29 protein-coding genes are annotated in these 26,246 nt (G+C 67.3%); 11 read left to right on the forward strand and 18 right to left on the reverse strand.

Annotated elements, in window-relative coordinates; genetic code table 11:
- Positions 1 to 5: 5 nt before the first annotated feature.
- The 3 genes from ACFVVI_RS08320 to ACFVVI_RS08330 all read right to left on the reverse strand — a co-directional run bounded on the left by ACFVVI_RS08320 (position 6) and on the right by ACFVVI_RS08330 (position 2,080).
- Positions 6 to 1,283, reverse strand: coding sequence for an aminotransferase class V-fold PLP-dependent enzyme (locus ACFVVI_RS08320; protein ID WP_387444339.1), 1,278 nt, complete (start codon positions 1,281 to 1,283; stop codon positions 6 to 8).
- Positions 1,284 to 1,369: 86 nt separating this feature from the next.
- Positions 1,370 to 1,804 carry a CBS domain-containing protein gene (locus ACFVVI_RS08325; protein WP_378992030.1) on the reverse strand — a complete coding sequence of 145 codons (435 nt, stop codon included), beginning with the start codon at positions 1,802 to 1,804 and terminating at the stop codon, positions 1,370 to 1,372.
- An 87-nt stretch (positions 1,805 to 1,891) separates the two neighbouring features.
- Complete coding sequence (locus tag ACFVVI_RS08330) at positions 1,892 to 2,080, reverse strand: hypothetical protein (protein WP_067445892.1); 189 nt, start codon at positions 2,078 to 2,080, stop codon at positions 1,892 to 1,894.
- A 352-nt stretch (positions 2,081 to 2,432) separates the two neighbouring features.
- On the opposite strand from ACFVVI_RS08330, the gene ACFVVI_RS08335 reads away from it, so the two are divergent.
- Entirely contained in the window at positions 2,433 to 2,666 is a 234-nt protein-coding gene (locus tag ACFVVI_RS08335) for a DUF397 domain-containing protein (RefSeq protein WP_056817490.1), read from the forward strand.
- Positions 2,667 to 2,684: 18 nt separating this feature from the next.
- Positions 2,685 to 3,569, forward strand: a complete 885-nt coding sequence (locus ACFVVI_RS08340) for a helix-turn-helix domain-containing protein (RefSeq protein WP_378992032.1) — start codon at positions 2,685 to 2,687, stop codon at positions 3,567 to 3,569.
- A 103-nt stretch (positions 3,570 to 3,672) separates the two neighbouring features.
- On the opposite strand, the gene ACFVVI_RS08345 is transcribed toward ACFVVI_RS08340, so the two are convergent.
- From ACFVVI_RS08345 to ACFVVI_RS08360, 4 genes are all read right to left on the reverse strand, one after another.
- A complete protein-coding gene (locus ACFVVI_RS08345; protein WP_378659728.1) occupies positions 3,673 to 3,927 on the reverse strand; it encodes a hypothetical protein in 255 nt (84 codons plus the stop codon).
- Between the two features lie 354 nt (positions 3,928 to 4,281).
- On the reverse strand, positions 4,282 to 4,935 hold the full coding sequence (locus ACFVVI_RS08350; RefSeq protein ID WP_387444342.1) for an SDR family oxidoreductase: 654 nt from the start codon (positions 4,933 to 4,935) through the stop codon (positions 4,282 to 4,284).
- Between the two features lie 12 nt (positions 4,936 to 4,947).
- A complete protein-coding gene (locus tag ACFVVI_RS08355; protein ID WP_387444344.1) occupies positions 4,948 to 5,433 on the reverse strand; it encodes a DUF2599 domain-containing protein in 486 nt (161 codons plus the stop codon).
- Positions 5,434 to 5,513: 80 nt separating this feature from the next.
- Positions 5,514 to 5,765: a hypothetical protein gene (locus tag ACFVVI_RS08360; protein ID WP_378631365.1), complete on the reverse strand. Its 252-nt coding sequence runs from the start codon at positions 5,763 to 5,765 to the stop codon at positions 5,514 to 5,516.
- A gap of 274 nt (positions 5,766 to 6,039) precedes the next feature.
- On the opposite strand from ACFVVI_RS08360, the gene ACFVVI_RS08365 reads away from it, so the two are divergent.
- The 3 genes from ACFVVI_RS08365 (at position 6,040) to ACFVVI_RS08375 (ending at position 10,250) form a co-directional block, all read left to right on the forward strand.
- Complete coding sequence (locus ACFVVI_RS08365; RefSeq protein ID WP_378992035.1) at positions 6,040 to 7,269, forward strand: lipase family protein; 1,230 nt, start codon at positions 6,040 to 6,042, stop codon at positions 7,267 to 7,269.
- 250 nt (positions 7,270 to 7,519) lie between these two features.
- The gene (locus tag ACFVVI_RS08370) at positions 7,520 to 8,884 is read left to right on the forward strand and encodes a lipase family protein (protein ID WP_378992037.1); all 1,365 of its coding nucleotides are present in this window, start codon (positions 7,520 to 7,522) and stop codon (positions 8,882 to 8,884) included.
- A gap of 184 nt (positions 8,885 to 9,068) precedes the next feature.
- A complete protein-coding gene (locus ACFVVI_RS08375; protein WP_379314825.1) occupies positions 9,069 to 10,250 on the forward strand; it encodes an esterase/lipase family protein in 1,182 nt (393 codons plus the stop codon).
- A gap of 68 nt (positions 10,251 to 10,318) precedes the next feature.
- Here ACFVVI_RS08375 and ACFVVI_RS08380 read toward each other — a convergent pair whose 3' ends face one another.
- Positions 10,319 to 11,545, reverse strand: coding sequence for a PucR family transcriptional regulator (locus ACFVVI_RS08380; RefSeq protein ID WP_378631369.1), 1,227 nt, complete (start codon positions 11,543 to 11,545; stop codon positions 10,319 to 10,321).
- A gap of 183 nt (positions 11,546 to 11,728) precedes the next feature.
- Between ACFVVI_RS08380 and ACFVVI_RS08385 the strand changes: the two genes are divergently transcribed.
- Positions 11,729 to 12,205, forward strand: a complete 477-nt coding sequence (locus ACFVVI_RS08385) for an HAD-IIIC family phosphatase (protein WP_378631370.1) — start codon at positions 11,729 to 11,731, stop codon at positions 12,203 to 12,205.
- Between the two features lie 73 nt (positions 12,206 to 12,278).
- Here ACFVVI_RS08385 and ACFVVI_RS08390 read toward each other — a convergent pair whose 3' ends face one another.
- A complete protein-coding gene (locus tag ACFVVI_RS08390) occupies positions 12,279 to 13,157 on the reverse strand; it encodes a sigma-70 family RNA polymerase sigma factor (protein WP_378996037.1) in 879 nt (292 codons plus the stop codon).
- A gap of 117 nt (positions 13,158 to 13,274) precedes the next feature.
- Between ACFVVI_RS08390 and ACFVVI_RS08395 the strand changes: the two genes are divergently transcribed.
- Complete coding sequence (locus ACFVVI_RS08395; protein WP_378996034.1) at positions 13,275 to 13,619, forward strand: DoxX family protein; 345 nt, start codon at positions 13,275 to 13,277, stop codon at positions 13,617 to 13,619.
- 45 nt (positions 13,620 to 13,664) lie between these two features.
- Here ACFVVI_RS08395 and ACFVVI_RS08400 read toward each other — a convergent pair whose 3' ends face one another.
- Both ACFVVI_RS08400 and ACFVVI_RS08405 read right to left on the reverse strand, forming a co-directional pair.
- Positions 13,665 to 15,254, reverse strand: a complete 1,590-nt coding sequence (locus ACFVVI_RS08400) for a GMC family oxidoreductase (RefSeq protein ID WP_387444351.1) — start codon at positions 15,252 to 15,254, stop codon at positions 13,665 to 13,667.
- 144 nt (positions 15,255 to 15,398) lie between these two features.
- A complete protein-coding gene (locus ACFVVI_RS08405) occupies positions 15,399 to 16,880 on the reverse strand; it encodes an FAD-dependent oxidoreductase (protein WP_387444354.1) in 1,482 nt (493 codons plus the stop codon).
- A gap of 182 nt (positions 16,881 to 17,062) precedes the next feature.
- Between ACFVVI_RS08405 and ACFVVI_RS08410 the strand changes: the two genes are divergently transcribed.
- Complete coding sequence (locus ACFVVI_RS08410; protein ID WP_387444356.1) at positions 17,063 to 17,554, forward strand: glutathione peroxidase; 492 nt, start codon at positions 17,063 to 17,065, stop codon at positions 17,552 to 17,554.
- 17 nt (positions 17,555 to 17,571) lie between these two features.
- On the opposite strand, the gene ACFVVI_RS08415 is transcribed toward ACFVVI_RS08410, so the two are convergent.
- The 3 genes from ACFVVI_RS08415 to ACFVVI_RS08425 are packed head-to-tail and all read right to left on the reverse strand — an operon-like array spanning position 17,572 to position 21,820.
- Entirely contained in the window at positions 17,572 to 18,768 is a 1,197-nt protein-coding gene (locus ACFVVI_RS08415) for a hypothetical protein (RefSeq protein ID WP_387444359.1), read from the reverse strand.
- A complete protein-coding gene (locus ACFVVI_RS08420) occupies positions 18,765 to 20,357 on the reverse strand; it encodes a protein kinase (protein WP_387444360.1) in 1,593 nt (530 codons plus the stop codon). The genes ACFVVI_RS08415 and ACFVVI_RS08420 overlap by 4 nt, the downstream gene beginning before the upstream one ends.
- A gap of 44 nt (positions 20,358 to 20,401) precedes the next feature.
- Positions 20,402 to 21,820 (reverse strand): MFS transporter, encoded by a 1,419-nt coding sequence (locus tag ACFVVI_RS08425; protein ID WP_387444363.1) that lies wholly within the window; start codon positions 21,818 to 21,820, stop codon positions 20,402 to 20,404.
- A gap of 183 nt (positions 21,821 to 22,003) precedes the next feature.
- On the opposite strand from ACFVVI_RS08425, the gene ACFVVI_RS08430 reads away from it, so the two are divergent.
- On the forward strand, positions 22,004 to 22,834 hold the full coding sequence (locus ACFVVI_RS08430) for an SAM-dependent methyltransferase (protein WP_378996024.1): 831 nt from the start codon (positions 22,004 to 22,006) through the stop codon (positions 22,832 to 22,834).
- A 49-nt stretch (positions 22,835 to 22,883) separates the two neighbouring features.
- Here ACFVVI_RS08430 and ACFVVI_RS08435 read toward each other — a convergent pair whose 3' ends face one another.
- Positions 22,884 to 23,348 carry a polyketide cyclase gene (locus ACFVVI_RS08435; protein WP_387444365.1) on the reverse strand — a complete coding sequence of 155 codons (465 nt, stop codon included), beginning with the start codon at positions 23,346 to 23,348 and terminating at the stop codon, positions 22,884 to 22,886.
- Positions 23,349 to 23,462: 114 nt separating this feature from the next.
- Here ACFVVI_RS08435 and ACFVVI_RS08440 point away from each other — a divergent pair, with 114 nt between their 5' ends.
- Complete coding sequence (locus ACFVVI_RS08440) at positions 23,463 to 24,014, forward strand: hypothetical protein (protein ID WP_387444368.1); 552 nt, start codon at positions 23,463 to 23,465, stop codon at positions 24,012 to 24,014.
- A gap of 412 nt (positions 24,015 to 24,426) precedes the next feature.
- Here ACFVVI_RS08440 and ACFVVI_RS08445 read toward each other — a convergent pair whose 3' ends face one another.
- The 3 genes from ACFVVI_RS08445 to ACFVVI_RS08455 all read right to left on the reverse strand — a co-directional run bounded on the left by ACFVVI_RS08445 (position 24,427) and on the right by ACFVVI_RS08455 (position 25,756).
- The gene (locus ACFVVI_RS08445) at positions 24,427 to 24,933 is read right to left on the reverse strand and encodes a MarR family winged helix-turn-helix transcriptional regulator (RefSeq protein WP_378996018.1); all 507 of its coding nucleotides are present in this window, start codon (positions 24,931 to 24,933) and stop codon (positions 24,427 to 24,429) included.
- Between the two features lie 34 nt (positions 24,934 to 24,967).
- A complete protein-coding gene (locus tag ACFVVI_RS08450) occupies positions 24,968 to 25,096 on the reverse strand; it encodes a hypothetical protein (RefSeq protein WP_378996016.1) in 129 nt (42 codons plus the stop codon).
- Positions 25,097 to 25,429: 333 nt separating this feature from the next.
- A complete protein-coding gene (locus ACFVVI_RS08455; protein ID WP_378996014.1) occupies positions 25,430 to 25,756 on the reverse strand; it encodes a hypothetical protein in 327 nt (108 codons plus the stop codon).
- On the opposite strand from ACFVVI_RS08455, the gene ACFVVI_RS08460 reads away from it, so the two are divergent.
- Positions 25,749 to 26,150: a hypothetical protein gene (locus ACFVVI_RS08460; protein ID WP_387444371.1), complete on the forward strand. Its 402-nt coding sequence runs from the start codon at positions 25,749 to 25,751 to the stop codon at positions 26,148 to 26,150. The two genes, ACFVVI_RS08455 and ACFVVI_RS08460, sit on opposite strands and share 8 nt — an antisense overlap.
- Positions 26,151 to 26,246: the final 96 nt, after the last annotated feature.

Below are 26,246 nucleotides of genomic sequence, written 5' to 3' on the forward strand. Positions count from 1 at the left end.
GTTGTTCAGCGCCCGTCACCGGCGAGGCCGGCCACGCAGGCGACGAATCGGTCGATCTCGTCGAGGGTGTTGTAGAGGTGGGTACTCACCCGCACCGAACCGTTCCCGGTGTCGGCCGAGGGCACGCAATGCGCTCCGGTTCGCACCAGGAATCCGGCATCGGCCAGGACGAACCCGAGGTCGGCGGCGCTGATCGCGTCGAGGGTGAACGAGACGATCCCATAGCCGACGGCGCAGGTGGCGTGTGCCGGCCCGGGGAGGAAGTCGAGCCCGGGGACCTCGCGCAGGCCGTCGATAAGCCGCAGGGTGAGCACCCGGTTGTGCTCGGCGACAGCGAATCGGTCGAGCTCGTCGAGCAGGTCGAAAGCCGGTGCGAGGGAGAGGATCCCGGGGATGTTGTGGGTACCGCCTTCGAGCAGCTCGGGCATTCCGGTGGTGACGAGACCGTCTTCGGTGATCCTGACCCCGGTGTTCCCGCCGGGAAGGAAGGGGCGCAGCCTGGCGTGCACCCGGCGGTGGCAGTACAGCAGGCCGATCCCGGGCGTACCGAACATCTTATGTCCCGCGAAGACCGCGAAATCGGCTCGCAGCGCGGTGACGTCGACCGGCAGGTGCCCTCCGCTCTGCGAGCAGTCGAAGCACAGCAGGATCTCGGGGTCGATCCGGCCGTGCAATTCCTCGAGGGTGGTGAGCCCGCCGTACACGTGATGGAGATGGCTGGTGGTGATCAGACGGGTGCGCGGACCGACCCGCGCGAGGATGTCGTCGATGTCGGCTTCGCCGGTAGCGGTGCTGCGATAGGGCCGCAACACTATTCGGCGCCCGAACCTGGCGAGGGTGTCGCGCAGGTGGTGCCACGGCAGCACATTGGCGGCGTGATCGGCCGGGTTGTAGAGGATCTCGTCGCCGTCGTCGAGCTCGGCCAGGCCCCAACTGTGCGCGATCGCGCCGAGTGCGGCGGTGGCTCCACTGGTGAACACCATCTCGTCGCTGTGGTGCGCGCCGAGGAAACCGGCTGCCCGGGTACGGACGGCGGCGATCCGCGCCGACAGCGCGGTGGCCCAGCCGTAGGTGCCGCGGCCCGCGTTGGCGGTGTGCTCGCGGTGGTAGTCGGTGACGGCCGCGATGACGGTATCGGGCTTCTGCGTCGTCGCGGCACTGTCGAGATAGACCACCGCGGGATCGGCCAGGGCCGGAAACCGCGTGCGAATCGAGGCGGGCACCGGGGTGGGCGCGTGCCGGATCGCCGAGGCGGCGGCGAGCTCGGGCCGGACGGGGTGCACCCGCTCAACGATACGCACGTTTCTGGTACAGCTCGCGAAGAATTCTCAGGCGCAAGGCTTTTCGGTGTCGCCGGTCGGTGCCGGGCTCAGTAGTTGCCCTGCAGGTATTCGACGAGGTGTTCACGTTCGGCGGCCAGTTCGGTGATCTCGCTCTTCACCACGTCACCGATGCTGACGATGCCGATGAGCCGGTCGGACTTCACCACCGGCATGTGCCGGATCCGGTGCTCGGTCATCACATCGCGCAGCGAGGACACATCCTCATCGGGCCCACAGGTGCGAACCCGGGCGGTCATGATGTCGGTGACCGGCCGATCCAGCAGCGCGGCGCCGTGGGCGTGCAGATGACGCACCACATCGCGTTCGGAGACGATGCCCGTGATCACGGCACCATCGGGGGAAACGACCACCGCGCCGATATTGTGGTCGGCCAGCGCCGCGAGCAGGTCGCGCACGGTGGTCTGCGGCGGCACGGTCGTGACCGCCCTGCCCTTGTTGCGCAGGATCTCCGCTATCCGCATACGCGCACCACCTGTCCGGATCGATCGTCGCCCACCAGCATGACCTGTCGGAACCGGTCTGACCAGCACGAAGACGTTACGACCGCACTATTCGTCGTCCAGTCCCGCGGACAGGTACGCGGCAGCGGCCAGCCACTGACGGCACTGCGGACCATGGATGTCGTGTTGGCTCAGCATCTCGCGCGCCTGACGGTAGGTGAGCCCGTTCGGCTCGTCGCTACACGCCGTGGGCGGTGCGCCTGCGGCACCGAGGTGTCGCTGAAACGGACTGCTCATCGAGTCCCCTCCCATTCGGCGACGGGAGGCCCGCCCGGCTGGTGGAGCCGCGGTACCTCCCGGTGATCTTGCGGCCTGAGTCTACGGGCGGTTCGTTTTCGAATGCAAGCACATCTGCACGCTCGTTGCGGCCGTGTCGGCTCGCGATGGGGTTGCGGCGCTTACGAATTCAGGGGGCTGGACGAGACGGTCGGCGCCTGGCCGCGGTCATGACGCCGGGAAAGTACCGACCGGTGCGCGGTGGCGTTTCGCGTGTTAATGTCCCCATCGCGCAAGGCAGATGCAAGAACGTTTGTGCGTGCATCTGCAATTTTCGTACCGGTGGGCATCATTCGACAACGAGGAGTGCGGTATGTCCGGAATGCAGCATGATCAGCGTGAACGCCCGGGAGACGGTGCGTGGCGCAAAAGCACCTACAGCAACCCCAGCGGCAACTGTGTCGAGGTCGCCGAAGCCGCCGACGGCTCGGTCGCCGTACGCAACTCGCGCGACCCGCAGGGGTCGGTGATCTTCTACACCCGGCCCGAGATCGACGCATTCATCCGCGGCGCGAAGGCCGGAGAGTTCGACTACCTCACCGGGTAATCGGTAGGATCTGGGTCCATGACGGCTGAACCCGACGAGATCGGTCGCGTACAACCTGTTGTCGACCGTGGCCCCACCGTGTTGCGTATCGCGCTCGGCGGCCAGTTGCGCAAGCTACGCGAGGGCAAAGGCATCACCCGCGAGGCCGCGGGCGACGCGATCCGCGGCTCGCACGCCAAGATCAGCCGACTCGAGCTGGGCCGCACCGGTTTCAAGGAACGCGACATCCGGGATCTGCTCACGCTCTACGGCGTGCACGACCCGGTGGAACGCACCTCGTTCTTCGAGTTGGCCAGGCAGGCAAGCGAACCCGGCTGGTGGCATCGCTACAGCGACCTGCTGCCGTCGTGGTTCAGCACCTACCTCGGGCTCGAGCAGGCGGCCAGCCAGATCCGCACCTACGAAGCACAGCTGGTACCCGGCCTGCTGCAGACGCCGGAGTACACCAGGGCGATCGTCACCCTCGGTTTCGACGACGCCGAAACCGACCGCCGGGTCCAGGTTCGGCAGTTACGCCAGGATGTCCTGCGCCGGGTCGACCCGCCGGTGGTGTGGGCGGTGATCGACGAGGCAGTGCTGCATCGTCCGATCGGCGGACGTGACGTGCACCGGGCCCAGCTTCGCTACCTGGCCGAGCTCTCGGAACTGCCGAATGTGACGGTGCAGGTGCTGCCGTACTCGGCGGGCGGGCACGCGGCGGCGGGTAGTTCGTTCAGCATTCTGCGCTTCGGCGAGCCGGAACTGCCCGATATCGTCTACCTCGAGCAACTCACCAGCGCGCTCTACCTCGAGCGCCGCCAGGACCTCGCGATGTATCTATCGGTGATGGATCAGCTCAGCGTCCAAGCCGAACGGCCGGATCGCTCACGCGAGATACTGCTGTCCTACTCCGAGCGGGACTGACAGCCGAGCGGAGCTGATCGGTCGGGCGGAATCGAACACACGGAGAGCTGATCGGACTGCGCGCGAGGGGCGGGACAGTCGATCGGTGGATACCGATTCGTAGTCAGTACCGGATACAGCCGGCGGCGATACGCCAGAAAGTATCGGGAGTCAGCGTTTGCAGATCCCAGTCATCGGCCAGTTCGTGCGCAGTGGTCACGATTCGGTCGATATCGAAATCGTTGCGGGTCGCCGCGCCGGTGGATTCCACGGCATCGATGACGAAGGCGACCGCGCTTTCCCTGGACCATCGAGCGGAGCCTGGGTGATCGGCCGCCGCGCGATCGGCGAGGCCGAAACGGCCCGTGGTGTTGTTCATGTGAATGCCCCTGTGCTTCTCAGGCAGTGGCAAACCCAAGGCAATCCTGGCCCCGGGTGTGCCGCTCGCGGCCTCCCCTGACTGTCCCCTGAATTGTGTTGCGGCCCTGAGTTTAGGACGGGGAGACTTTCAGATGCAAGCACATCTGCACGATCGATTCCGTCTCGATGCGGTGCATTTCCCGGCTTCTGAGCGGCGAATCCAGGGTGGCGCCACCATCTCCGTCATATGTGGCGCTCGAATATCGGCGTGACCGGCGGCTGGCCGTGTTCATCAGGTGACGACAATGTGGCGCGAGTTGACGACAATGGCGTTCAACGGGCGAAATATGTTGTGATAGTTAATTTGTGGCTATCAAATGGCCGCGACCGCTGACTCGATCGTCTCCGATCCGGAGACCAGCTCCAGTGTGCGTCGAAAAGTGTTGTCCGCGACCAAGATCGACGCGAGTGTCGCGGCGACATCGGCGCGTGGCACCGAATCGCGCGGAATCGGCGGCGGTCCGAGCGTGATCAGACCGTTGCCTTCGGTGTCGGTGAGCCGGCCCGGTCGCAGGATCGTCCACTCCAGCTCGCGAGTCCGCAGGTCCTGCTCGGCGCGGGTCTTGGCGTCGATATAGGCGGCCCACACCTCATCGGTCCCCGGCGCGGGCGGGCTGCCCGCGCCCATCGTGGAGATCTGCACGAACCGCGTGACGCCCGTGTGCTCGGCGGCGTCGGCCAGTTGTACCGAACCGTTGAGGTCGACCGTGTACTTGCGCGCGGCACCGCTACCCGCGCCCGCACCCGCTGCGAACACCACCGCGTCCGAACCGGCGACCGCGGCCGCGAGGTCGGCGGGGGTGTCGCGTTCCATGTCGTAGATGACCGGCACGCCGCCGGTCGCGGCGATATCGGCGGCTTGGCCGGGTTCACGGATGAGGGCGTGGACGTGATCGCCGCGCCGGGTCAGGACCTGGGCGAGCAGGAGAGCGATTTTGCCGTGTCCACCGGCGATGACGATGCGCATGGGATGCTCCTATCAGCGTTCGGGGCCGCCGGGATTGCAGTTCGCCGCCACCGTGGCCTGATATCCGACGTCGGGGCGCCACGGTTCGAGATTCCAGCTCGGCTTGTCGGGCGCTACCATCCTGGCCCAAACCCAGTGGCAGACGAACTGGTCGCGCATCCCCGGCGCGTCGGCGTCGGCGTCGAGGGCACGTACTTCCTGCCACGCGAGTTCGTCGGTGCCGGGCGCGGCGGTCTTGCGGCCCGCCTGGGTGGGGAAGACGAGCAGACGGGGGCCGTCGACGTTCTTGGTCCAGGTCACGTGATCGATCAGGGGTAGGCCCGCGTAGGGGTCGAGGGTGGTGGTGGGCGGCGCGATGGTGGCGGGCACCCGCTTGGTGGTGGTCGTCGTCGGGGTGGTGGTGCTGGGTGGGGTGGCGACCTCGGTGGTGTCTGCCGAGCCGCAGCCGGTGAGGACGGCCGCCGCGGCCAGTGCGAGCGGGAACTGCCACCGTGTCACGAATGCCCTTTCTGTCACCGCGGGCCGAGCAGCGCCCGCCGTGCCAGCCTAGTGCGGCCGGCGGTGCGGCGCCGCGAGCGTCAGTGCCACAGCGACCGGCAGGGCAGCCGGCGCAGGCCGGGGCCGACATTGCCGTCGACGGTCACCAGCAGGCCGGAATGCACGGCCGCCGAGGTGAACTCCCACGCCTCGGCCTGGGTCGCGGCGTATTCCAGGACCAGTGCGTCCTCGGGGGTGGGGCCGTCGAAGTAGACCGTGATCCGCCGGGTCGGTATCTCGTTCGGGTCGATGCGGTGGAGGGTGGCGGCGATGTTCTCGTCGGTGGGAATCATGGCGTGCTCCTTTCGCCCCGGCACTGGTGAGCGCCTTCCTACTCGACGGTAGGTCTTGCACCATCGAGAGGAACACGTTCCGATTTCGCTTGGAGATCTCACAATCCACCTGTCGCCGCGGCGGTGCGCCCGCATATCGGCGTGCTGCCTCCGGTCACAACCACACACAGATGAGGTTGTGAGCTCCGCCGATGTTCGCGGCGACCCGTCGACGAGGAGCCACGGTACCGGCGAAGATCGGTCCCGACAGCAGCGACACGGGAGGGACAGCCGCATGATCTGGGATGCCGCGGCACGACACAGCAGGCCGGGCCGAACACTGTTGGTCTGCCTGGCGGCAGCGGTGCTCACCGTGGTCCCCGCCGCGGCAGGCCACACCACACCGCTGTACCCGACCGCCGACCCCGACCCCTTCTACAGCCAGCCGGCCGACCTGGCCGAGCACAAGCCCGGCGATGTACTCGGCGTACGGCAGATGCCGGCGCTGGCCATGTTCCCCGACACCACCATCACCCTGATCCAGTTCCGCTCCACCAATTCCGCGGGCGACCCGATCGCCGCGACGACGACGGTGCTGCAGCCGAACAACCACCGCACCGACGCCCCCGTGCTGTCATACCAGCACATCATCAACGGGCTCGGCACGCGCTGCTCGGTCTCCAAGGTCCTCTACACCGACGATCCGGATCTGATGGTGCGCGAGGCGGTGGCCTGGAACTACGCGCTCAAGCGAGGCTGGACGATGGCCGTGCCCGACCACCTCGGGCCGAATTTCGCCTACGGCGCAGCGAAATTGGGCGGCCAGGTGACCCTCGACGGTATCCGCGCGGTGCGCCAGGTCGAGCAGTTGCGGGTGAGTGGCAGCCGGGTCGCGATGGCGGGGTACTCCGGTGGCGGCATGGCGACGGCGTGGGCGGCGGCATTGCAGCCCGAGTACGCGCCCGAGCTCGAGATCGCGGGGGCGGCGATGGGCGGGGTGCCGATGAACCTGGTGTCGATGCTCGAGGGGCTCGGCTTCGGTTCACATCCCGTGTTCGGTCTCGCGCTGGCCGCGGGGATCGGGCTCGAACGGGAATACCCCCAACGGTTCCCGATCAGCGATCAGATGAATGCCAGCGGTTTGGCCGCCCGCGCGTCGATCCGTGACGCCTGCACCAACGACATCCTCGGGGCGGGAGCCGGGCGCGGCATCCTCGACTTCGCGGCCACCACCTCACTGGTGGAGGATCCCGAAGCTCGCGCTGTGGTGGAGGAGAACAGCCTGGAGCTGTATCCGGGCGCGCCGACAATGCCTGTCTTCGAATGGCATTCGCCGATCGACGGCCTCATCCCGGTCGACGCGATCACCTCCACCACTCATCGCTGGTGTGCCGCGGGCGCCAAGGTTGTCAGTCAGCAGACACCGACCCCGGACCATCTGACCGCAGCTGTGCTCGGACTGCCTTCCGCGCTGAGTTGGCTCGATGCCCGGCTGCAGGGGGAACCGGCGCCCAGCACCTGCTGAGCCGGTTCGATCGGCCCGGATCCGCTCGCCCCGAAGCGGATCCGGGCCGATTCGCGTCGCCATCGACGATTCTTGTTGCGATACAGCGGCATTGCGCACACGACTCGGGCACAACGCCGAAGTCGGTTCGCCGCGCCCCGTAGCGTGAAGGATCTGACGACGGCGCGGTGGGGGAGTTTCGGTAGGGGTCGGAGCACCGCATAGTGGCACGTCATCGACGAATCCGTTGCCACCCGAAGGCGTGTGTGCCATGAGATCTGTTCGAGTACTTATCGGTTCGGTGCTGCTGCTCGTCTCTTGTGCGGCAGGTACCGCGGCCGCCGAGCCGCCGCCGACCCAGGAATTCCCGGTGCCGCAGCTGGGGACACCCGGTTTCCTGCCCGATCTGCAGCGCTGGATCGACCAGGTGATTCCCTCGCCGATCCCGGCGAACGCCGCCGATCCGGCGGCCGAACTCGCGGCACTCCACGCGGCGGTGCTCCCGTCGGCGGTCGGCGATCCGATCTTCGACCAGTGGCCGGCCGGGCTCGACGAGTTGTCGCCCGGCGATCTGATCGAATCCCGCGACGTCACCGCGACCGCGGCCTGGTTGACCCTGGTCCCCATCCGCTCGGCGACGCTGCTGAAATTCCGCACCGACGACGCCCACGGCAGGCCGTCCTATGCCACTGCGACCCTGATCGTGCCCGCCACCGAGTGGACCGGGCCGGGGGATCGCCCTGTGCTGGTGAACAACCTGCCCATCGACGCGCTGGGTCGCAAGTGCACTCCCGGCTACTCGCTGGCGCACGGCCTGACATCGCAGTCGAGCTCGACAGAGTTCATTCCGCCGACGACGCAGCTGGCGGTCCTGCGCGGGTACGCGGTCCTGGTGCCCGACCACGAGGGCCCGTGGATGGCCTACGCCGAACCGTATGTCGCCGGGCACGCGGTGCTCGACGCGATCCGGGCGGTGCGCGGTGGTGACCCGGCGGCCTACGGCGACAGCCGATTCGCGATGACCGGCTATTCCGGTGGCGCCATCGCCACCCACGGTGCGGCCAAGCTGATCGATTCCTACGCACCGGAACTGGTCGACGTCATCGTCGGTGCGGCACTGGGCGGGGTGCCCGCCGACTTCGAAATCCTCTCGCGCAGTATGAATGCCAACCTCGCATCCGGAATATTTATGGCCGCGACCTTCGCAATCGGACGGGAGCGACCTGAAATCCTCGCCGCGATGAACAATCTCGGGCGCTGGGTCACCACCTCGATTATGAAAGATACGTGCGCCAGCGTGTTCGCGGTGCCGGGAATCTTGCAACTGCCGATCGATGTGGGCGCCAACATCGCCGACCCCCTGCGTTCGGAACTGGCCACCGACATCTACGAGATCACCCGGATGCAAGGAATGCGGTCGTCGACGCCGCTCTACATCTACAACGGCGACCAGGAGTGGTGGATTCCTGCCGAGGGCGCGCGCAATCTCTACGATGAGCAGTGCGAACTCGGGGCGAACGCGGTGTATCGCGGCGTGCTCGGTGAGCACATCATCGGTGCGGCGACGGGCTATCCGGAGGCGGTGCTGTGGCTCGACGAGCGACTTCTCGGAGTCGCGGCACGTAGCGAGTGCTGAATATTTTCCTGTGCCCTGTCATGGCAGTTTTCGAGGGGCTGTGGTGACCTGCCCAGACCGCGCGTGACAATCGTCTCGTAAGTAATTCTGCGGCTTATGTTTTGGGCGGTTTCGACAAGCCATTCGTTCTCCCGGAAGAAAAGGGCGACGAATATTCGAATCGCACAGGAAGACAAGTCAACACATGAAATCTCCCAGTCGCAGGCGCACGCTGCACACGGCGGTATTCGCCGGAGTCGGCGCTCTCTCCATGGTGTTCACCGGGCCGGGGGCGAGCGCGGCTCCCGCCTCGGCGCCGACCGAGCAGGATCTTGCCGGCATCATCTCCGAAGGCCGGCAGGTCGCCGGCTCCGGGTCGGCGTGCACCTCCGGCAGTGGCGCCGGCTCCGGTAACGGGTCCGGTGACTGCTACGGCGGTTCGGGTTCCAGCTCGGGTTCCTCGGGCGGTTATTCCTCCGATCCCGGTGCGTACGGACCGGAGTCGACGGCGTTCCTCGCCGCGTTCGCCTACGGCCTCGGCAACCCCGATGCGGCCGCGCCCGGGACGAACGACTGGAACTGCAAGCCGACGGCCGAGCATCCGCGCCCGGTCGTGCTGCTGCACGGCACCTGGATGAACGCCTACAACGGGTACGCCTACATGGGCCAGCCCATCAAGGACGCCGGCTACTGCACGTTCACGTTCAACTACGGTCGCTCCAACATCATGGAGGGCGGCGGCCTCGGTTCGTTCCTGCCCGGCGTGATGGGCACCGGTTACATCGAGGATTCGGCGAAGCAGACCGCGGCGTTCGTCGATCGCGTGCTCGCCGCGACCGGTTCCGACGAGGTCGACATCATCGCGCACTCCCAAGGTGGGTCGATGGCGAACTACTACACGAAGTTCGAGGGCGGCGCGGCCAAGGTCAACAAGCTGATCACCTTCGGCGCCACCCACCACGGCACCAGCCTCGACGGCATCGGCGCCCTGGGTCGCATGATCAACAACCTGGGCATCGACATCCTGGGTCCGATCGAGATCTTCGTCGGGCACGCGGGTATCCAGCAGACGATCGGCTCGGATTTCGTCAACAACCTCAATGCCGGCGGTGACACCGTCGCCGGTGTCGACTACACCATCGTCGGCACCCGCTACGACGAGGTGACCAACCCCTACGAACTGACCTTCATGAAGGCAGGCCCGGGGGCGACGGTCCACAACATCACCCTGCAGGACGGCTGCGAGCAGGACATCTCCGATCACCTGACGATGATGTACTCACCGCGCGCCCTCTCGATCGCGCTTCGCGCGCTCGACCCGGTGCAGAACCCGCAGCTGACCTGCGCGTTCAACCCGTGGCTGGTCGGTGGCGGCGGCTCGCTCTGACCCGCCCGCACTGAGCACGACGAAGGCGCTGCCCACCATGGTGGGCAGCGCCTTCGTCGTGTCGGGGATCAGGCCGGAACGGAGCGGTAACTGCGCGCGACGAGCGCGGAACGCAGGTACCACAGCCCCGAAGGCTGAGTCGGATCGAAGCCGGTGAGCTGGCCGATCCGCTTGAGCCGGTAGTCGACCGTATTGGTGTGCACGTGCAGCACGCGAGCGGTGCGCTGCCGGTTGAGGTTGTTGGCGATGTGACGCTGCAGGGTCTCGAGCAGCTCGGGGTACTGATCCAGCGGATCCAGCAGCGAGCCGAGGAATTCGCGGCCGGGCCCGGGACGGGTCAGCTGGTATTCCAGGGCGAGCTCGTCGAAGCGGTACAGACCCGAGGTCACCTCGAGCCGCTGCACCATGTCCAGCAGTTCGTGGGCCTGATCGGCGGCATCGGGAACCCCGGTGGTGCTCGTTTCGACCATCGCGGCGGTGATGCCGACCTGGGCCGCCTGGGAGAGCTGGGCGACGAGCGCGGTCAAACCCTCGCGGTCGAAGGCGTTGGCGGGGATCAGCACCGTCCCGCCGTCGACGCTGAGCAGCGACAGCGCCGAGTCGCCGCAGCGCTTGGCCAGTTCGGCTTGTACCCGGCGCAACTTGCGGCGGGCGACGACCTTCGAGTCCAGTGCCGGGTTGGCTTCCTCGCGGTGCTGGGGGATAGCCAGGGCGAAGACCGCGTAGGTCTCGGCGATGGTGATGCCGCATTCGCGGGCCATCGTCGAGGTGCTGTGCCCGCCGAGCAGGGCGGAGGTGAGGGTGTGCACGGCGGTGTGGTGCTCGCTCACCACGCCGCGCAGCTCGCGCACGTAGGCCAGCGAGATCTGGGCGGTGATGGTGTCGAGTAGTTCCATCACGACCTTGACGCCGCCGACCAAGCTGTCGAAATCCTTGCCCGAAGCGCTCGATACCACCAGGTCGAGGCCGATTTTGAAGCCCTCGGCGATCGAGTGGTGGATCGTGTCGATCGGTACGCCCTCCCGGGCCCACGCGCTGGCCGCGTCCTGCAGGCGCTGTAGCTGGCTCGGGACATCACGCCCGTCGAGCATGCCGACCGCGAATTCCAGGCATATCCGGGTGATCGTGGTGACATCGCCGGAGATGGCGTCACCGGGTAGCGTGCCACAGGGTGCGACGGTAGCGACGAAATGGCCGACCATCTGCCGCGAGAGTGCGCGAACGTCCTTGAGTGGCAACGACATCGGCTTGCCCGAGACGGTCAGCGACGGTCGGGGTGGATTGTGGACGGACATCTGTGTTCCCTTCGCCAGTTTCGGCTGTACCCCCCGCTGTCCAGCGAACCCCACCCTAACGAACGACAAAGGAAACCGGAATGGATTGTCAGGTTCTGGGTAGGGGGCCCAGCCCTGGCGGTCGCCGTAGTGACGGATCACAAGTCTGGTTCTTAGCTATCAGTGGTTGTAGAGTTCAGCGCCATGCGACCTGCCGTCCGTTGTCTGGTCTGGGAACTGGACGAGACCCTGTGGGAGGGTGTCGTCCACGACGAGACCGGCACCACGCCGCGCCCACCGGCACTGCGCACGCTGACGAAACTGAGCGAGCGCGGTGTGCTCCATGCTGTCGCCGCACGCGGTGACCGAGCCAGAACCATGCACACGCTGTACCGCCACGGTCTGTACGAGATGTTCTCGGCGGTCGAGGTGGGCTGGGGGCGCAAGTCCGCCTCGATCGTCCGCATCGCAGGCACCCTCGGCCTGGGTCTGGACTCCCTCGCGTTCGTGGACGCCGAGCCGGTCGAACGCGCGGAGGTCTCGCGAGCGCTGCCGATGGTGCGCTGCTACGCCGCTCGCAATGTCGACATGCTGCCGTTGCTCCCGGACTTCCGCCACGAACTCCGTTCGGGCCCCGTGCCGACTCCACCGTTGGGATTCGCCCGCGTTCCCGCCCTCTGACCGCGATCGACGCAGTGACCGCAACATTGCATCGAGTGCAAAAACGCGGAATCCGGGCGTTCGCGGGTTTTGATCAGGGCAGCAGCGACAGGGTGAGCGCGGCCAACCGAGCTGGCGCGGCCACCACGTCGTAAGCCGCGATGCGCCCACCGCGCACGAGGAACGTCACCACGAAATCCGGTCCGTCGGCTCCCGGCACCACCAGGCCGGGCCTGCCGTCGACGAGCACCAGCACCGCTTCGCGCGAGCGCCGCCGCAACGCGAGAGCGCCGTCGGCCACGGCACGGGCGCCGCGCACGACCAGGGCCATTCCGGGCGAGAGCGCCGCCGGGTCGGCGGTTCGCACCACGTCGGGTGCGAGCACCGCGAGCAGTCCGCCGAGATCGCCCTCGCGAGCAGCCTGCACAAAAGCCGTCACCGCGGTCTGATGCGCGAGTAGTTCCGCCGGCTCGACCCGGGCGGGCGCGTGCACACGCAGCCGGGCCCGGCTCGCGAGTTTCTTGGTGGTGGCCGGCGTGCGCCCGAGCATCGGCGCGATCTCGGCGAAGGGCACCGCGAACAGATCGTGCAGCACGAAAGCGACACGTTCCTCGGGGCCCAACGTGTCGAGAACGACCAGCAGCGCCCGCCCGACGGAATCCGCCCGCACCGCTTCGGCTTCGGGATCCACACCCGCGCCCGTCGCCACCGGAACGGAAGTCCCGGGGGACGCTATCTCGGCGCGACGGGTACGGACGCGCAGCATATCGAGGCAGATCCGCGATACCACCGTGGTGAGCCAGCCGTCGAGATCGGCGATCTCGGTATCGGTCCCGGCCAAGCGCAACCACGCCTCCTGTACCGCGTCCTCGGCTTCGGCTCCCGAACCCAGCATCCGAAAGGCCACGCCACGCAGGCGGTCGCGCCGTTGTTCGAACGCGCGCGCCGACACTTCGGTCCGGTCAGTGCGCATCGGTCACCTTTCGCTCGCGCCGGTCGTCTATCCGAGGACGGCACTCGCTGTCCCATCACGGCGGCTGTCTCCACGATGACAGAGGCGCCGATCACCGAAACCGGAGGATCTGATCCGATGCACACCACCTATCTCGTCGTCACCGTGCTCGCGGCCGTCGCCGCCTTGGCAGCTGCCCTGATCGACGTCGTTCGCGCCGACTGGGTACGCGAGAACATGCGCCACTACGGCATCGCGCCCTGGACGCTCACGCCGCTGGCCCTGATCAAGGCGGCGGGTGGACTCGGTCTGCTCGCCGGTCTGGCCTATCGGCCGCTGGCGGTGGCGGCCGCGGCCGGGCTCGTGCTGTATTTCGTGGCCGCCGAATTCACCGTGTTGCGGGCGCGCCAGTACGCGGATCTGGGTTATCCGCTGCCGTACCTGCTGCTCGCGGCCGCTTCGCTGGGCCTCGCGGGAGCATGAGGCAGCTGGTGGCGCGCCCGTGCCCGCGCGCCACCAGAACCTGGGTCAGGCCTCGGCGAGGATGAAGTCCGCGGCCTGTTCGCCGATGAAGATGGCGGGGGCGTTGGTGTGGCCGCGGATGATCAGCGGCATCACCGAGGCGTCGGCGACGCGCAGACCCTCGACGCCGCGAACCTTCAGGTCCGGGGCGACGACACTGGCGGCATCGGTGCCCATCCGGCAGGTGCCGATCGGGTGGTAGAGGGTGTGCGAGAACTGTTCGATGGTCAGCGCGATGGCCGCCTCGAGATCCTCGGGTGCCTCGGGCGGGTAGATCAGCGCGCCCAGCGCGCTCTTGAGCGCGGGCTGCGCGGCGAGCCCGGCACACACCCGAAGTCCGGCGGTCAGCGCGGCCCGGTCGGCGCCCTCGGCATCGGACAGATACCGGGGATCGATCACCGGCTTGGCCGTCGGATCGGCCGAGGCCAGGCTGATCTTGCCGCGACTGCGCGGGCGGAGCAGGATCGCGCCGAGCACCACACCGTGTTCGGTGGCTTCGACCAGACCCTCGTGGTAGAACGGCGCCGGAGCGTAGATCAGCTCGAGGTCGGGGTGCTCGAGGTCGGGCGCGCTGCGCACGAAGCCGTATGCCTCACCGACATTGGAGGTGAGCATCCCGCGGTGGCGGACCAGGTAGTTGATCAGTTCGAGGGGCTTCTCCGCGGTGAACAGCGAATCGGAGTCCACGCTGTAGCCGAGCGCCGAGATGAGGTGATCCTGCAGGTTCGCGCCGACCTCGGGGGAGTGCGCGACCAGTTCGATGCCGTGTTCTTTCAGCTCGTCCTGATCGCCGATGCCCGAAAGCTGCAGCAGCTGGGGGCTGTTCACCGCGCCACCGCACAGGATGACCTCACGATCGGCGGTCACGGTGAGGGTCTGCCCGCCGCTGCGGTATTCGACGCCCACAGCCTTGGTGCCCTCGAACAGCACCCGGGTGGCCAGCGATTCGGCCAGCACTGTCAGGTTCGCCCGCTTCATCGCCGGACGCAGGTACCCGTCGGCGGTGCTCCAGCGCCTGCCGTCGCGCTGGGTCACCATGGTCTGGGTGAAGCCCTCGGGCGCGGGCCGGTTCGCCGATTCGAGCTCGTGGCCGGCCTGCCGCGCGGCCTCGAGGAACGCGTGCGTCGACGCGCGCGGGCTGCGCTGGCGCTGTACGTGCTGGGGCCCCTTGGAACCTTCGTCGGGAAACTGTGCGTCCTGGACGTTCTCGATCTTGCGGAACTGCTCCACCGCGGCGGCGAAATTCCATTTCTCGCCCGCCAGCAGCCCCCATTCCTCGTAGTCCGCGCGGAAGCCGCGGACCCACATCATCGCGTTCATCGATGACGAGCCACCGAAGGTCTTGCCGCGCGGCCAGTAGATCTGCCGGTCGCCGAGCTCGGGCTGTGGCTCGGTCAGATAGTCCCAATCGCGCTCGCTGCGGAACAGTTTCGAGAACGCGGCCGGGATGTGGGCGAACTTGTCGTCGTCTGCCGGACCTGCCTCCAACAGCACGACCGTGGTGCCCGGGTCGGCACTGAGCCGATTCGCGAGCACCGCCCCCGCGGATCCGGAGCCGACGATCACGTAATCCGCGGACGTCCCACCTGCTTGCACTGTCCAACTCCGATCTGCATTGCGTCTTCGTTCGGCGCGCCTGCTCCCGGGCGTGAAAAGACCGTGAGCCCAGCCGGACTCGTCGTCGGGCGTGACGCTGCAAGCAGAGTACTGACAGAACCCGTGCGGTGGGTCGTCCGCGGTTCAGCCCGCGGCCGCCGCTTTGCCCGCGCGACGGCCGTAGAAGCTGCCGTCGCCGAGCGAGGCCCCGCTGACGTAGCCGTACGCGCACAGGCCGGACGTGCAGCGTCCCGCCGCGAACAGGCCCTCGATCGGCTCACCGCTCACGTGCAGCACCCGCGAATCCAGGTCGGTGCGCAGCCCGCCGAGGGTGAACCCGGCGGTGAACCCGCGCAGGTCGAAACAGGCCAGCGCCCCCTTGATCGGGCGCACCCATTCGGGTTTCTTGCCCAGCAGCGGGTCGGTGCCGTGCTCGGCGTGCTGGTTGTAGGTGGCGACGGTGGTCTGCAATGTCTGTGCGGGCAGGCCCATCTCGGCCTCGAGCTCGGCGACCGTCTCGGCGACCCACTTGGGCTGGAAGCGGAAGAACGGGGTGGCGCTCTCGGTCGCGAGCGCCTCTTCCAGCGAGGTCTCGTCGATGATCAAGAACGCCTGGTTGTCGTTCTGCAACAGCGTCGCCTGACCGATGCGGCCGGGATAGGTGTCCTCGGTGACGTAGCGCTGGCCGCGTCCGTTGACGAGGATGCCACGCGCCATCATCTGCGGATCGCCGAAGATGGCCACCTCGCTGGCGTCCATGTGCGCGAGCTCGGCGCCGAGCGCTTGAGCCAGCCGGATGCCGATGCCGTCGTGTTCTTCGATGGCCGCGCCGGGCCTGCCGCTCAGGCGCGGGGTGTAGCGGTCGATCATCTCGGTGTCGTAGGCGAAGCTGCCGGTGGCCAGGACGACACCACGCGCGGCCCGCACGGTGACGGGCTTGCCGTAGGTGGTGGCCAGCACGCCCACCACCCGGTCCTCGTCGTCGACGACCAGCCGGCGGATGCGGGTGTCGTACTCGACGTCGATGCCGAGCTCGGCCACGGTGGCGGCCAGTGGCTTCATCAGCATGTAGCCGCCGCTGCGCTCGCCGATCTTCTTACCCGCCAGCTCCGGAACGTGGCCGCGCGGAGCGGGTTCGGCGATGTCGAGGAACGGTGCAGAGTTCTCGCCACCGGAGTACATCAGGCCTTCGTCGTGTGGGGGCTCCCAGCCGGGCTCGCCCCAGAACGACTCCTTGAACGGCACTCCGCAGTCGACGAGCCAGTTGTAGTGCTCGACGCTGCCCGCGCAGTAGTCCTTGATCTTCGCCTCGTCGACGCCGGGTCCGAGCGCGGCGGTGAGGAACGCCGCCATGTTCTCCGGGGTGTCGTCGAACCCGAGTGCCTTCTGCAACGGTGTGCCGCCACCGAGGTAGACGAATCCGCCCGCCAGCGCCGCCGCGCCACCCCAGCCGCCGGTCCGTTCCAGGATGAGCACCTTCGCGCCCGCTCGCGCGGCTTCGATCGACGCGCACACGCCGGCGATGCCGAAACCGGCCACCACCACATCGGCGTCGAAATCCCACTGCGTCACCTCGCTCGCGCGCAGCGGGCGGACGGTATCGATCCGATGTGGCTGGTCGCTCACGGGGCTTCCTCCGGTGCTCAGGGTGCGGGCATCACCGCCCATCCATAGGAATGGTGCCGTGAACCGCGTCACAAAACAAGAACGTGTTACAGATTCTCTCGCCGAGCGGGACACTTGCGCGCCGATCGGGCTCCGGTACGGTGGCGATCGAACCGACATAGACGAGATCTGGTGGTGATGTGATGAGCGCGAACATTCGAGACATTGCGGTGCAGACCCTGGCGGGCGAGGACACCACACTGGGCGAGCTGGCGGGCGAGCGGGCGGTACTGCTGGTCAACGTGGCCTCCAAGTGCGGCCTGACCCCGCAGTACGGCGCCCTGGTGGAACTGCAGAAGACCTACGGCGGGCGCGGTTTCACCGTGATCGGCTTCCCGAGCAACCAGTTCATGGGCCAGGAGCCCGGCAGCGCCGAGGAGATCCAGGAATTCTGCTCGGTCACCTACGGCGTCGATTTCCCGCTGCTCGCCAAGGCCGATGTCAACGGCGACGATCGGCACCCGCTCTACGCCGCGCTGGTCGAGACCGCCGACGCCGAGGGCGCGGCGGGCGACGTGCAGTGGAACTTCGAGAAGTTCCTCGTCGGTCGCGACGGCACGGTCGCGGGCCGGTTCCGCCCGCGCACGACCCCCGATGCCGCCGAGGTCGTGCAGGCGATCGAAGCCCAGCTCTGATCTAGACCAGCACCGAACTACTGAGCGTTCGCCAGCAGCGCGTACTGTGCCGCGGCCTGCTGGCGAACTCCGGCGGGTTCGGCGCCGCTGACGAACGCGCCGTAGCGCCGGTAACTCACATAGCAGCGGGTCAGTGCGGGCGCACTCCCCGCACGCCGCTCCGCGCACCGCGCCTGCGGCAGGCCCTCGGGCGCCGCGACCGGATGCGCTGCCGCGCTGAGTGTGTTCTGCCATGTCGTGCCGAAGGCGAGGGCCGCGGCCTCGTCACGGAACCGGAACAGCGTGGTGCTGTAGGAATTCGCCACGCTGTCCACGCCACCGCGATCCCACGCCGCGCCGAGCTCGGCGGGTTCGGTAGGGCGGTAGTGCAGTCCCGCACGGCCGGTCCACGCCGCGAACTCGCGCGAGGAGATGGCGATCCGCTGATTGGCCGGGCCGGGAATCAGGGTGCGGCGCAACAGATCATCGGGATCGCGGGGCAGCTCGGCGATCCGGTCGGGCGCGGTCGGGGTGAACTTGTCGAGCAGGGGGATCTGGGCGTCGAGGACGGCCGCGACGCGTGTGGCCAGCGCGTCGATGTCGGGCGAGGGATGCTGGAGGAACATACTCACCACGATCTCGCCGTGGGCGAAGGTGGCACCGATCGTCTTGATGCCGGGCCGCCAATGCGCGTGTGCGGCAGCGTAACCGGGGATCGACACCGGCTGATTGTCCGGACTCACCCGGAAATCGGTCGCCTCGAGTTCCCGCGCCGCCTCCTCGGCGGTCTTCGCGCCGGGAAACCGCGCCAGCACCACCCTGGTGATCCGCGCGTCGGTCTCGATCGCCGGTCTCGCCTTGTCGAAGGCTTGGCTGCCCTCGGCGACGTCGAAGGCCACGATCATCCGATGCCGTTCCAGCACGGGAAGATTCACATTCGAGATCGCCGAGGTGTCCGAAGCCCGCCGTGGGGTGTCCAGGACATCGGTGCCCCAGCTGTGGGTCAGCGCCGGATCGACCTCGTGCGGCAACACCACCGCGCCCGCCATCCGCAGCCCTTCCAGAATCGGCCCGTCCGTGGACTTTCGGCCCGCCTCGATATCGGCGGGCGCCGTCGTATAACTACCCACGCCGAGGGAGCGGACGTCGATCTCACCCGGCGTCGCGGTGCCCTCGACCGCGCCGCAGCCGACGAGCAGAACAGCGAGCGAGCCCAGCGCCAGTCGTGCGGTCACAGAGGTGCGGTGCTCAACCATTGGTCGATCATCTCCTGATGGGTGTGGCCCTTCCAGTACACCTGGAGCAGCACAGTCGAATACGGCGCGGCGTCGAATCGCACCAGCAGCCATGGTCCGGTGGAGCCGTTGAAACTGTGCACGGTCAGCGGTCTGCCGTACCGCGACCGCGGCTGCTGGGTCGCCCCGGCGGGCAGGGTCGCGACGAACCGTCCGACGGTCCCGGAATCCTTGTGCGCCATCACCTGCACGTGCAGTCCTTCGCGGTCGGTGCAGTCGAACCCCGTATCCCACATCGCCTCCGCGCTCTTCGTCGCGAAACTGCACCGCAGTTCCCGATACCCTGCACTGTCGGGACTCGCGGGCAGCAGGTCGGGGAACATCGCGATCGTGGGCCGCGCCGCCGCCCACGCGTCGACGGTGGTGGTCGGCGCGACCGTTGCGCTCGTCGGAACGGCGCCGGTGCTCCCGGAGTCTCGGATCGACAGGACCACAGTTCCGATCGCGATCATGGCGACCGCCCCGAGTGCGCCCGCTACCCACCACCCGGCGTTGCGGCGACGCGCTCCAGTACGAGTGGCGGTGTCGAGCTCGGCCCGATTGCCGACACCGAACGTCGGGTTGCCCGCGACGCTGGTCCCAGCTACCGCGTCTGGGCCCACCCGGCTGACCTGCGGCCCTCGCACCAGGTGGTCGATCGGCTGAGCCGGTCCGACGGGGCCGGTCATCGGACGAGCTGGAGCGGTTCCGGAGGTCAGGGCCGTGGACGCCGCCGCGACCATCGCCGCACAACTGGAGAATCGATGATCGGGATCCTTGGCGAGGGCGCGCGCGAACACCGCGTCCATCGCAGCGGGCATGCCCGCCGCGATCTCGCTGATCCGCGGCACCGGCTGCATCAGATGCGCACCGATCAACGCCCCCGCATGGGTCGCGGTAAACGGTGGGCGCCCCGCGAGCAGGTGAAACAGCGTGCACGCCAACGAATACTGGTCCGACCGCGCGCCCGCGGTGCGCCCGTCGAGCTGTTCGGGCGCCGCGTAGCGCAGCGTCGCGACCAATGTGCCGGTCTCGGTCAGCGCTGTGCCCTCGTCGACTGCCTTCGCGATGCCGAAATCGGTGAGCAGCACCCGCTCACCGCTGCCGCCCGCGCTCTCGCTCAGCAGAATATTGGCGGGTTTGACATCGCGATGCAGGAGCCCGGTCGTGTGCGCGCAATCGAGCGCGTCCGCCGTCGACCGTGCGATGTGCAACGCCCGCCGCGGTGCCACAGCCCCTGTGCGCAGCGCCGTTTCCGCGTCGCTGCCCGCGACGTACTGCATCGCGATCCACAGCTGTCCGTCCTCGTTTCCGCAGTCGTGGATCGCCACGATATTCGGATGATCGAGGCGCCCCGCGAGATCGGCCTCGCGCTCGAATCGACCCCGGAACACCGGATCCGCCGAATACGAGGAGTGCAGCAATTTCACCGCGACCAGACGCGGCAACCGCGGGTGCCGGGCGGCGTACACACTCCCCATCCCGCCCGCCCCGAGCACCCGCTCGATCCGATAGCCGGCGAAAAGGTCACCGGCCCTGAGCTCGTGCATGGTGTCACGCTAGCTCAGGACCGGTGGCGCCGCGATCAGCACGCTCAGCGGCGGATCCCGCGCACAGCCAGTGCCGCCGAGACGGCGGCGACGAGCGTGATCGCCGCGCAGATCAGATGCACGACCGCGACCGCGCCGGCCGCCGATGACGCGGTCGCTCCCACCAGTTCGAAGAACACCGACCCGATGCTCGCGATCCCGACCACGGTCCCCAGTTGCACGCTGGTGACGAGAATGCCGCTGGCGTCGGCGGCGAGTGTCACCGGTACCGCGGCCAATGCCCGTGTCATCAACGGGCTGAACGCCAGCCCGTTACCGAGACCGAAGACCCCGAACGCGATCGACGCCGCGATACCGATACCCGCGCCGTCGCCCAGCAGCCACGCGAGCCAGCCCAGCGAGGCCGCGCTCATCACCAGCCCGAACGGAATCATCCTCGCGTGCAGCGTGGCCGGAACGCGCTGCCAGGACAGTCCGGCCACGGCGAACGCCGCACCCATCGGCAAGAACTGCATGCCCGCCCGCAGCGCGCTGTAGCCGAGGTCGCTCTGCATGTGGATGGCGCTCACGAACAGCCAGCCGCCGAAGGTCCCCATCACCATGAGCAGGGTGGCGGCAGTGGCGAGCAGACCGGGCGCGCCGAGCGCCTGCGGCGCGAACAGGGGATCGCGGCCGCGCCCGGCGACCGCCCGCTCGATCACAACGAACACCGCCAGCCCGAGCACACCCGCTCCGAGACACAGCCACGACCACCGCGGAAACCCGAGCTCCCGGCCGAGCACCAGCGGCACGACCAGCAACAACACGGTGGCCGTGAGCGTCACCAAGCCCAGCCCGTCGACCGTTCGATCGGTGCGGGCGACGGTGACCGGGAGGACACGTGGAGCCAGCACCAGCAGTGCGATGCCGATCGGCACATTCACCAGGAACACCCCACGCCAACCGGTGCCGCCCAGATCGGCGTCGACGATCAATCCGCCGAGAATCTGGCCCGCCAGCAGGCCACCGGAGACGATCGCCGCATAGATACTCAGGGCTCTGGCTCGCGCCGCCCCGGCGAACGTGCGCTGGATCAACGTCATCACCTGTGGCGCCATCGCGGCCGCCCCGATGCCCTGACCGAACCGGAACACGATGAGCGACAGCTCGTTCCATGCCAGTCCACACGCGAGTGACGCCAGGGTGAACCCCGCCAGCCCCGCGATGAAGGTGCGTCGCTGCGTGAACCGATCGCCCAGGCGCGCACCACCGATCAGCAACACCGCGTACGCGATCACATACCCGGCGACGATCAATTGCAGGGCGGCCCCACCGGTGCCGAGGCTCGACCGAATGGACGGAATGGCGACATTGACGATGGAGCCGTCGAGCACCGTCATGAACTGGCCGGTGAGGATGACGACGAGCACGGCGATCGACCGCCTGCCCACCACCGAATCGGGCACCGGGGCTGGTTTGAGCATCTGGATCATGCTCAGATCCTGGGACCGGAGGCACAGGATGAATAGGAGCCCACCGATACGGGTACTCCCGATACCCCGCTCGCGGCCTGCCCCGGATGGAGTCGGAATAGCTTGTCTGCCAAAGTAACTGATGCTCTAGGCTTGATTCGTCCAGTTGGCTCCGATGCTCGAAAGGCGCTCCCGATGTCGCATTCTTCTGCCGCCTACCCCAGCGCTGTTCCGGTCGGGGTGGACACCACCCGTGCGAGTATCGCGCGTGTCTACGACGCCGCACTCAACGGCAAGGACAACTACGACGTGGATCGCGCAGTGCTGGACCAGGTCCGCACCGTCGCTCCGCAGGTCAACGACCTGGCCTGGGCCAACCGTGACTTCCTGATCCGCGCCTGCCGATTCCTGGCCAGGGCGGGCATCGACCAGTTCCTCGACCTCGGATCGGGTCTGCCCACCGCGGAGAACACCCACCAGGTGGTCCAGCGGGTGAACCCTCAGTCCAAGGTCGTCTATGTCGACAACGACCCGTCGGTGCTCGTCCACGCGCAGGCATTACTGGCCAGCAACAGCCGCACCCGCATCGCCGAAGCCGACATCTTCCGCCCCCTGGAAGTTCTCGGCAACGAGACGGTCCGCCGCGAACTCGACTTCACCCGCCCGCTGGCGCTGTTCCACATCGGCACCCTGCACCACTATCTCGGCGACGACGGCCCCGCCCTCATGCAGACCTACATCGACGCATTGCCCTCGGGCTCGTTTGTCGCGATCGCCCACTTCCACGACCCGGAAACCGCCGAATACAGCGAGCTGGCCCGGAAAATGGAAGAGAAGTTCATCCACAGCCCGATGGGTAGCGGCCGCTTCCGCACCCGCGACGAAATCCAGGCCATGTTCGGCACCCTCGACATGGTCGAACCCGGCCTCGTCCGCTGCGACGACTGGTGGTCCGACGGCCCCCACCTCACCCCCCTCTCCGACGTCCGCAACTGCATCGTCGGCGGCGTCGGCCGCAAACCCTAGCGCCGCGATCCGGATCCGAGTTCCCGGCGCTACCTTTCGGGGCGCTGGGTTATTTCTTGATGGTGCGGGCGAGAATGCCGAGAGTGGCCCGCAGCGCGGACTCGGGAATGATCGGGAAGATAGCTGCTTCGCGGTAGCGGGGCGCGATCCTGCTCCAGTCGTAGTACGAGGTGACCAGGGTGCCGATGTCGCTGGGCTCGAGGCGATATCCGTACAGGTGCTCGATCGGCGGTTGGATGGCGCCCGAGATCGTCCACTCGAGCTGCTTGTCCTGCTCGAACTCGGTGATGATCACTGTGACGTCGTATTTGCCCATCGGGAAATCGTTGAGGGACTCACGATCCATGTGCACGATGAACTCGTCGCCGACGCCGGTGACGGGCTTGCCCTCCGCCGATTGCAGCATGCCCGAGCTGTCGATCGCTACGTGCCCTTCGGGGGAACACAGCAGTGTGAAGATTTCCGAGGGTGACGCGGGGACCTGCCGCTGCACTTCGAACCGTTCTACCGTCATGTCGTCCACCCTCGCATACTCGGCGTCGATGCGTTCTGCCACTGACGCCACCTGAACCGGACGGCTACGCGTGCGCGGCAGGTCCGATCGTCCCGCTGCCGTCACCTCGGTGCGGTGGCCGGTGGGCGGGCGATCGATGGAGTCGGACGCGGCGGCTTCGTCGTGGGCGGGGGCATGGTCGTCGTCGGCGACGTGGTCGTTGTCGACCGCGCCGATGTGGTCGTCGGCGCCGCCGGTGTCGTGGATATCGCCGGTGACCGGGATGTCGTGGTCGAACTCGGCGGATCGGTTGTTGTCGTGGTGCTGGGCGGTGCCGTCGTGGTGGTGCCCGGCACTGTGGTGGAAGTGACGGTGACGGTCGAGGGATCAGCAGACATCGTCACCGTGCTCGGATCGGCTGTCACCGTGATCGTCGACGTGTCAGTCGGAGTCATGGCGACGGTCACCGTGGAGGTCGGGGTCGGGGTGACGGCAGCTGGGCCCGGCACATCGGAGGTGTCCTGGACCGAAAGGCTTGCCGTGGCAGAGAAACTCGCGCTCACCGAAACAACCGTCGAGTTCGCCGTCGCGGTTTCCGTCGGTATGGTTGTCGTCGTTTCCGTCGCAGTGGTCGTGCTCGGGGAATCGGCGCCCGGTTGGGCGGACTCGGTATCGGTAGTGGGGTAGCCGCCCGGGACGTCGACCGGTACGGCGACCTCGCTCGGGTTGTCGGCTGTTGTGCTCGTGATCGTCGCGATGGACTGGCTTCGGCCGGCACTGTAGTCGGAAAATCGTGCGGTGGGTTGGCCCGCGAACGGCCCCGCGCTGTTCGCCCGCGCCGGTGGGCTCGAATCTGCCCGCACCACGAGCGTTGTCCCGATAACCGTCATCGCCAACCCGGCCGCCACCCCGGCACGCGACACGTGCCGCCGGAACCGGTCTGTTGATCGCGGCGCGGGCGGGTGGCCGCACCGTCGCGCATTCTGGGGTCGAGGCTCGGTCTCGGTGACAGGCTCCGTAACCGGGTCTTCGCTGTTGTCGAAGGTGCGCATTGCATTCCTGCTTTCTCCCTCGAAATACGCCGACCGGCGTGCTGTTCTCAGGGGCGCGAGTAGGGATCCACCTCGCGCAGCCGTTGCCGGTGAATTCGTTGCAGTTCGCCCGCACGGGTGAGAAAGTCGGCGATTATTTCCAGTTCGGCGGCGTCATAATAATTCAGCAACATCTTGTAGCTCTCGACGATCATCGGAACGACGAGTTCCTGTACGCGATCGGCCGCGAGTTCGGTGGCCATCACAATGACGCGACGACGATCGGTCGGGTGCAGCGACCGTGCGATGTAGCCCTGTTTCTCCAGCCGGTTGAGCATGATCGTGACACCGGCGGAGGTGAGACCGAGCCGCTCGGCCAGCCTGCCCGGCGTCGTGGACTTCTCCTCGAGCAGGACGATCTCCAGCGCACGCCGATCGGTCTCGTTCACGCCCAGCACTCTGATCAATTCACGGACCAGGTCCTCGACGCTTCCGTGGTAGAACTCCAGCGCCCTTTTGAGCTCGACCGAGATCCGGGCGGGTTCGCTTGTTGTCGGGCACACGGGCTTTCCCATCGATCACTGGAAACAGAGAACCGCTCAGCACAAGTCACCGATCAGGGCCTGCTCGGTTGCTGAGCGCCGCGATCCGTTCAGGGGAGCCGGGACGCGCGGCGGAGTCGATGGATGCCGCAGGGCGCGGCAGCAGGGATTGCGGCCAGGTGCTCGAAGTGGGCATGGGCGCTCCTGTCCATCGATCGACCGGCTGCCCGAACCGCGGCTGACGAACATCACGAAAGCGGCACCGCTCCGGTCATCGAAGCGGCCGTGGCTGTGCCGGACATGCACTGTACGACACACCGGGCGAGGCGATACTGCGCATCGGATAATTCGGTCGAAGTGACTTCTCGGCTCCAAACCGTAAGCAGGGCAACCACTATCAGGTGATGCTGCCGTCGGGTGTGGGTCGGTGGGGCCGGGCCGGGCTGCTGAGGCAACCCGGTCCGGCCCCTTCACCACAGGCCGCCGGCGCGGACACCGGTCATCATCCGGCGGCACTGGTCGGGTGAGCTCAGACGACAGCTGTGGTGGTCAGGGTCGGGGACGGGTTCGGGTAGCACGAGGTCGCGACATTGCCGACAAAGGAGACATTGGTCGTCATGGTCATACCGGGACTGGTGTAGCTGGTCCCCGCGTACTTGCTGGTGATCGGTGTTCCGGCGGCGCCGGCGGTGACGTTGATGGTCACCGCCGGCGGGGTGAAGCTGGTGCCGCCGGCGATCGGGCCGGGCACGGTCAGTACGACATTCCCGCCCGATGTGGCCACGGTGCCCGCCACGGTGCCCCCGGAGGCGGTAGCCGAGACCACCGTCGAATTCGCCGGAGTCGGAATGGTCATCTTCAGGTTGCTGATGTTGTTCACGGTGAATCCGGAAGCCGAACTGGGCACCGACGAGGCGCCCGGTGTGATGGTGATGGCCACCGCGGAACCCGACGCCGCCGAGCTCGGCGCGGTGCCGGTGACCGAGGTGTTCATGCTCGAGGTTTGGCCGATACCGAGGACCGTGCCCCGGCAGCTCCAGTTCACGCTGACGGGCGCAGCATTTACCGGTGCGGCCAAACAAAAGACGGTAGCGATGGCGACCGGGGCGATAAAGCCCGCACGAAACAGGGAAGAGGTCGATATCATGGCGATCTCCAGGGAATGTCGAGCAGCGGTAAGGCGAGAGTTCGAACCGCTAAAAAAATGGGTGTTCAGAAAATATAACCCGCTCGCATCTTTCTGTTGTTGAAATCGCGAATCCAAGCGTGTCAAAAATATCATTATCCGCAATTAGATATCTATCCGGAATAGTTAACTGCGGAAAGGTTTTTTCGCAGACCGGTAT

This window comes from Nocardia sp. NPDC058114 (genome assembly GCF_042884695.1).
Taxonomy (GTDB): Bacteria; Actinomycetota; Actinomycetes; order Mycobacteriales; family Mycobacteriaceae; genus Nocardia.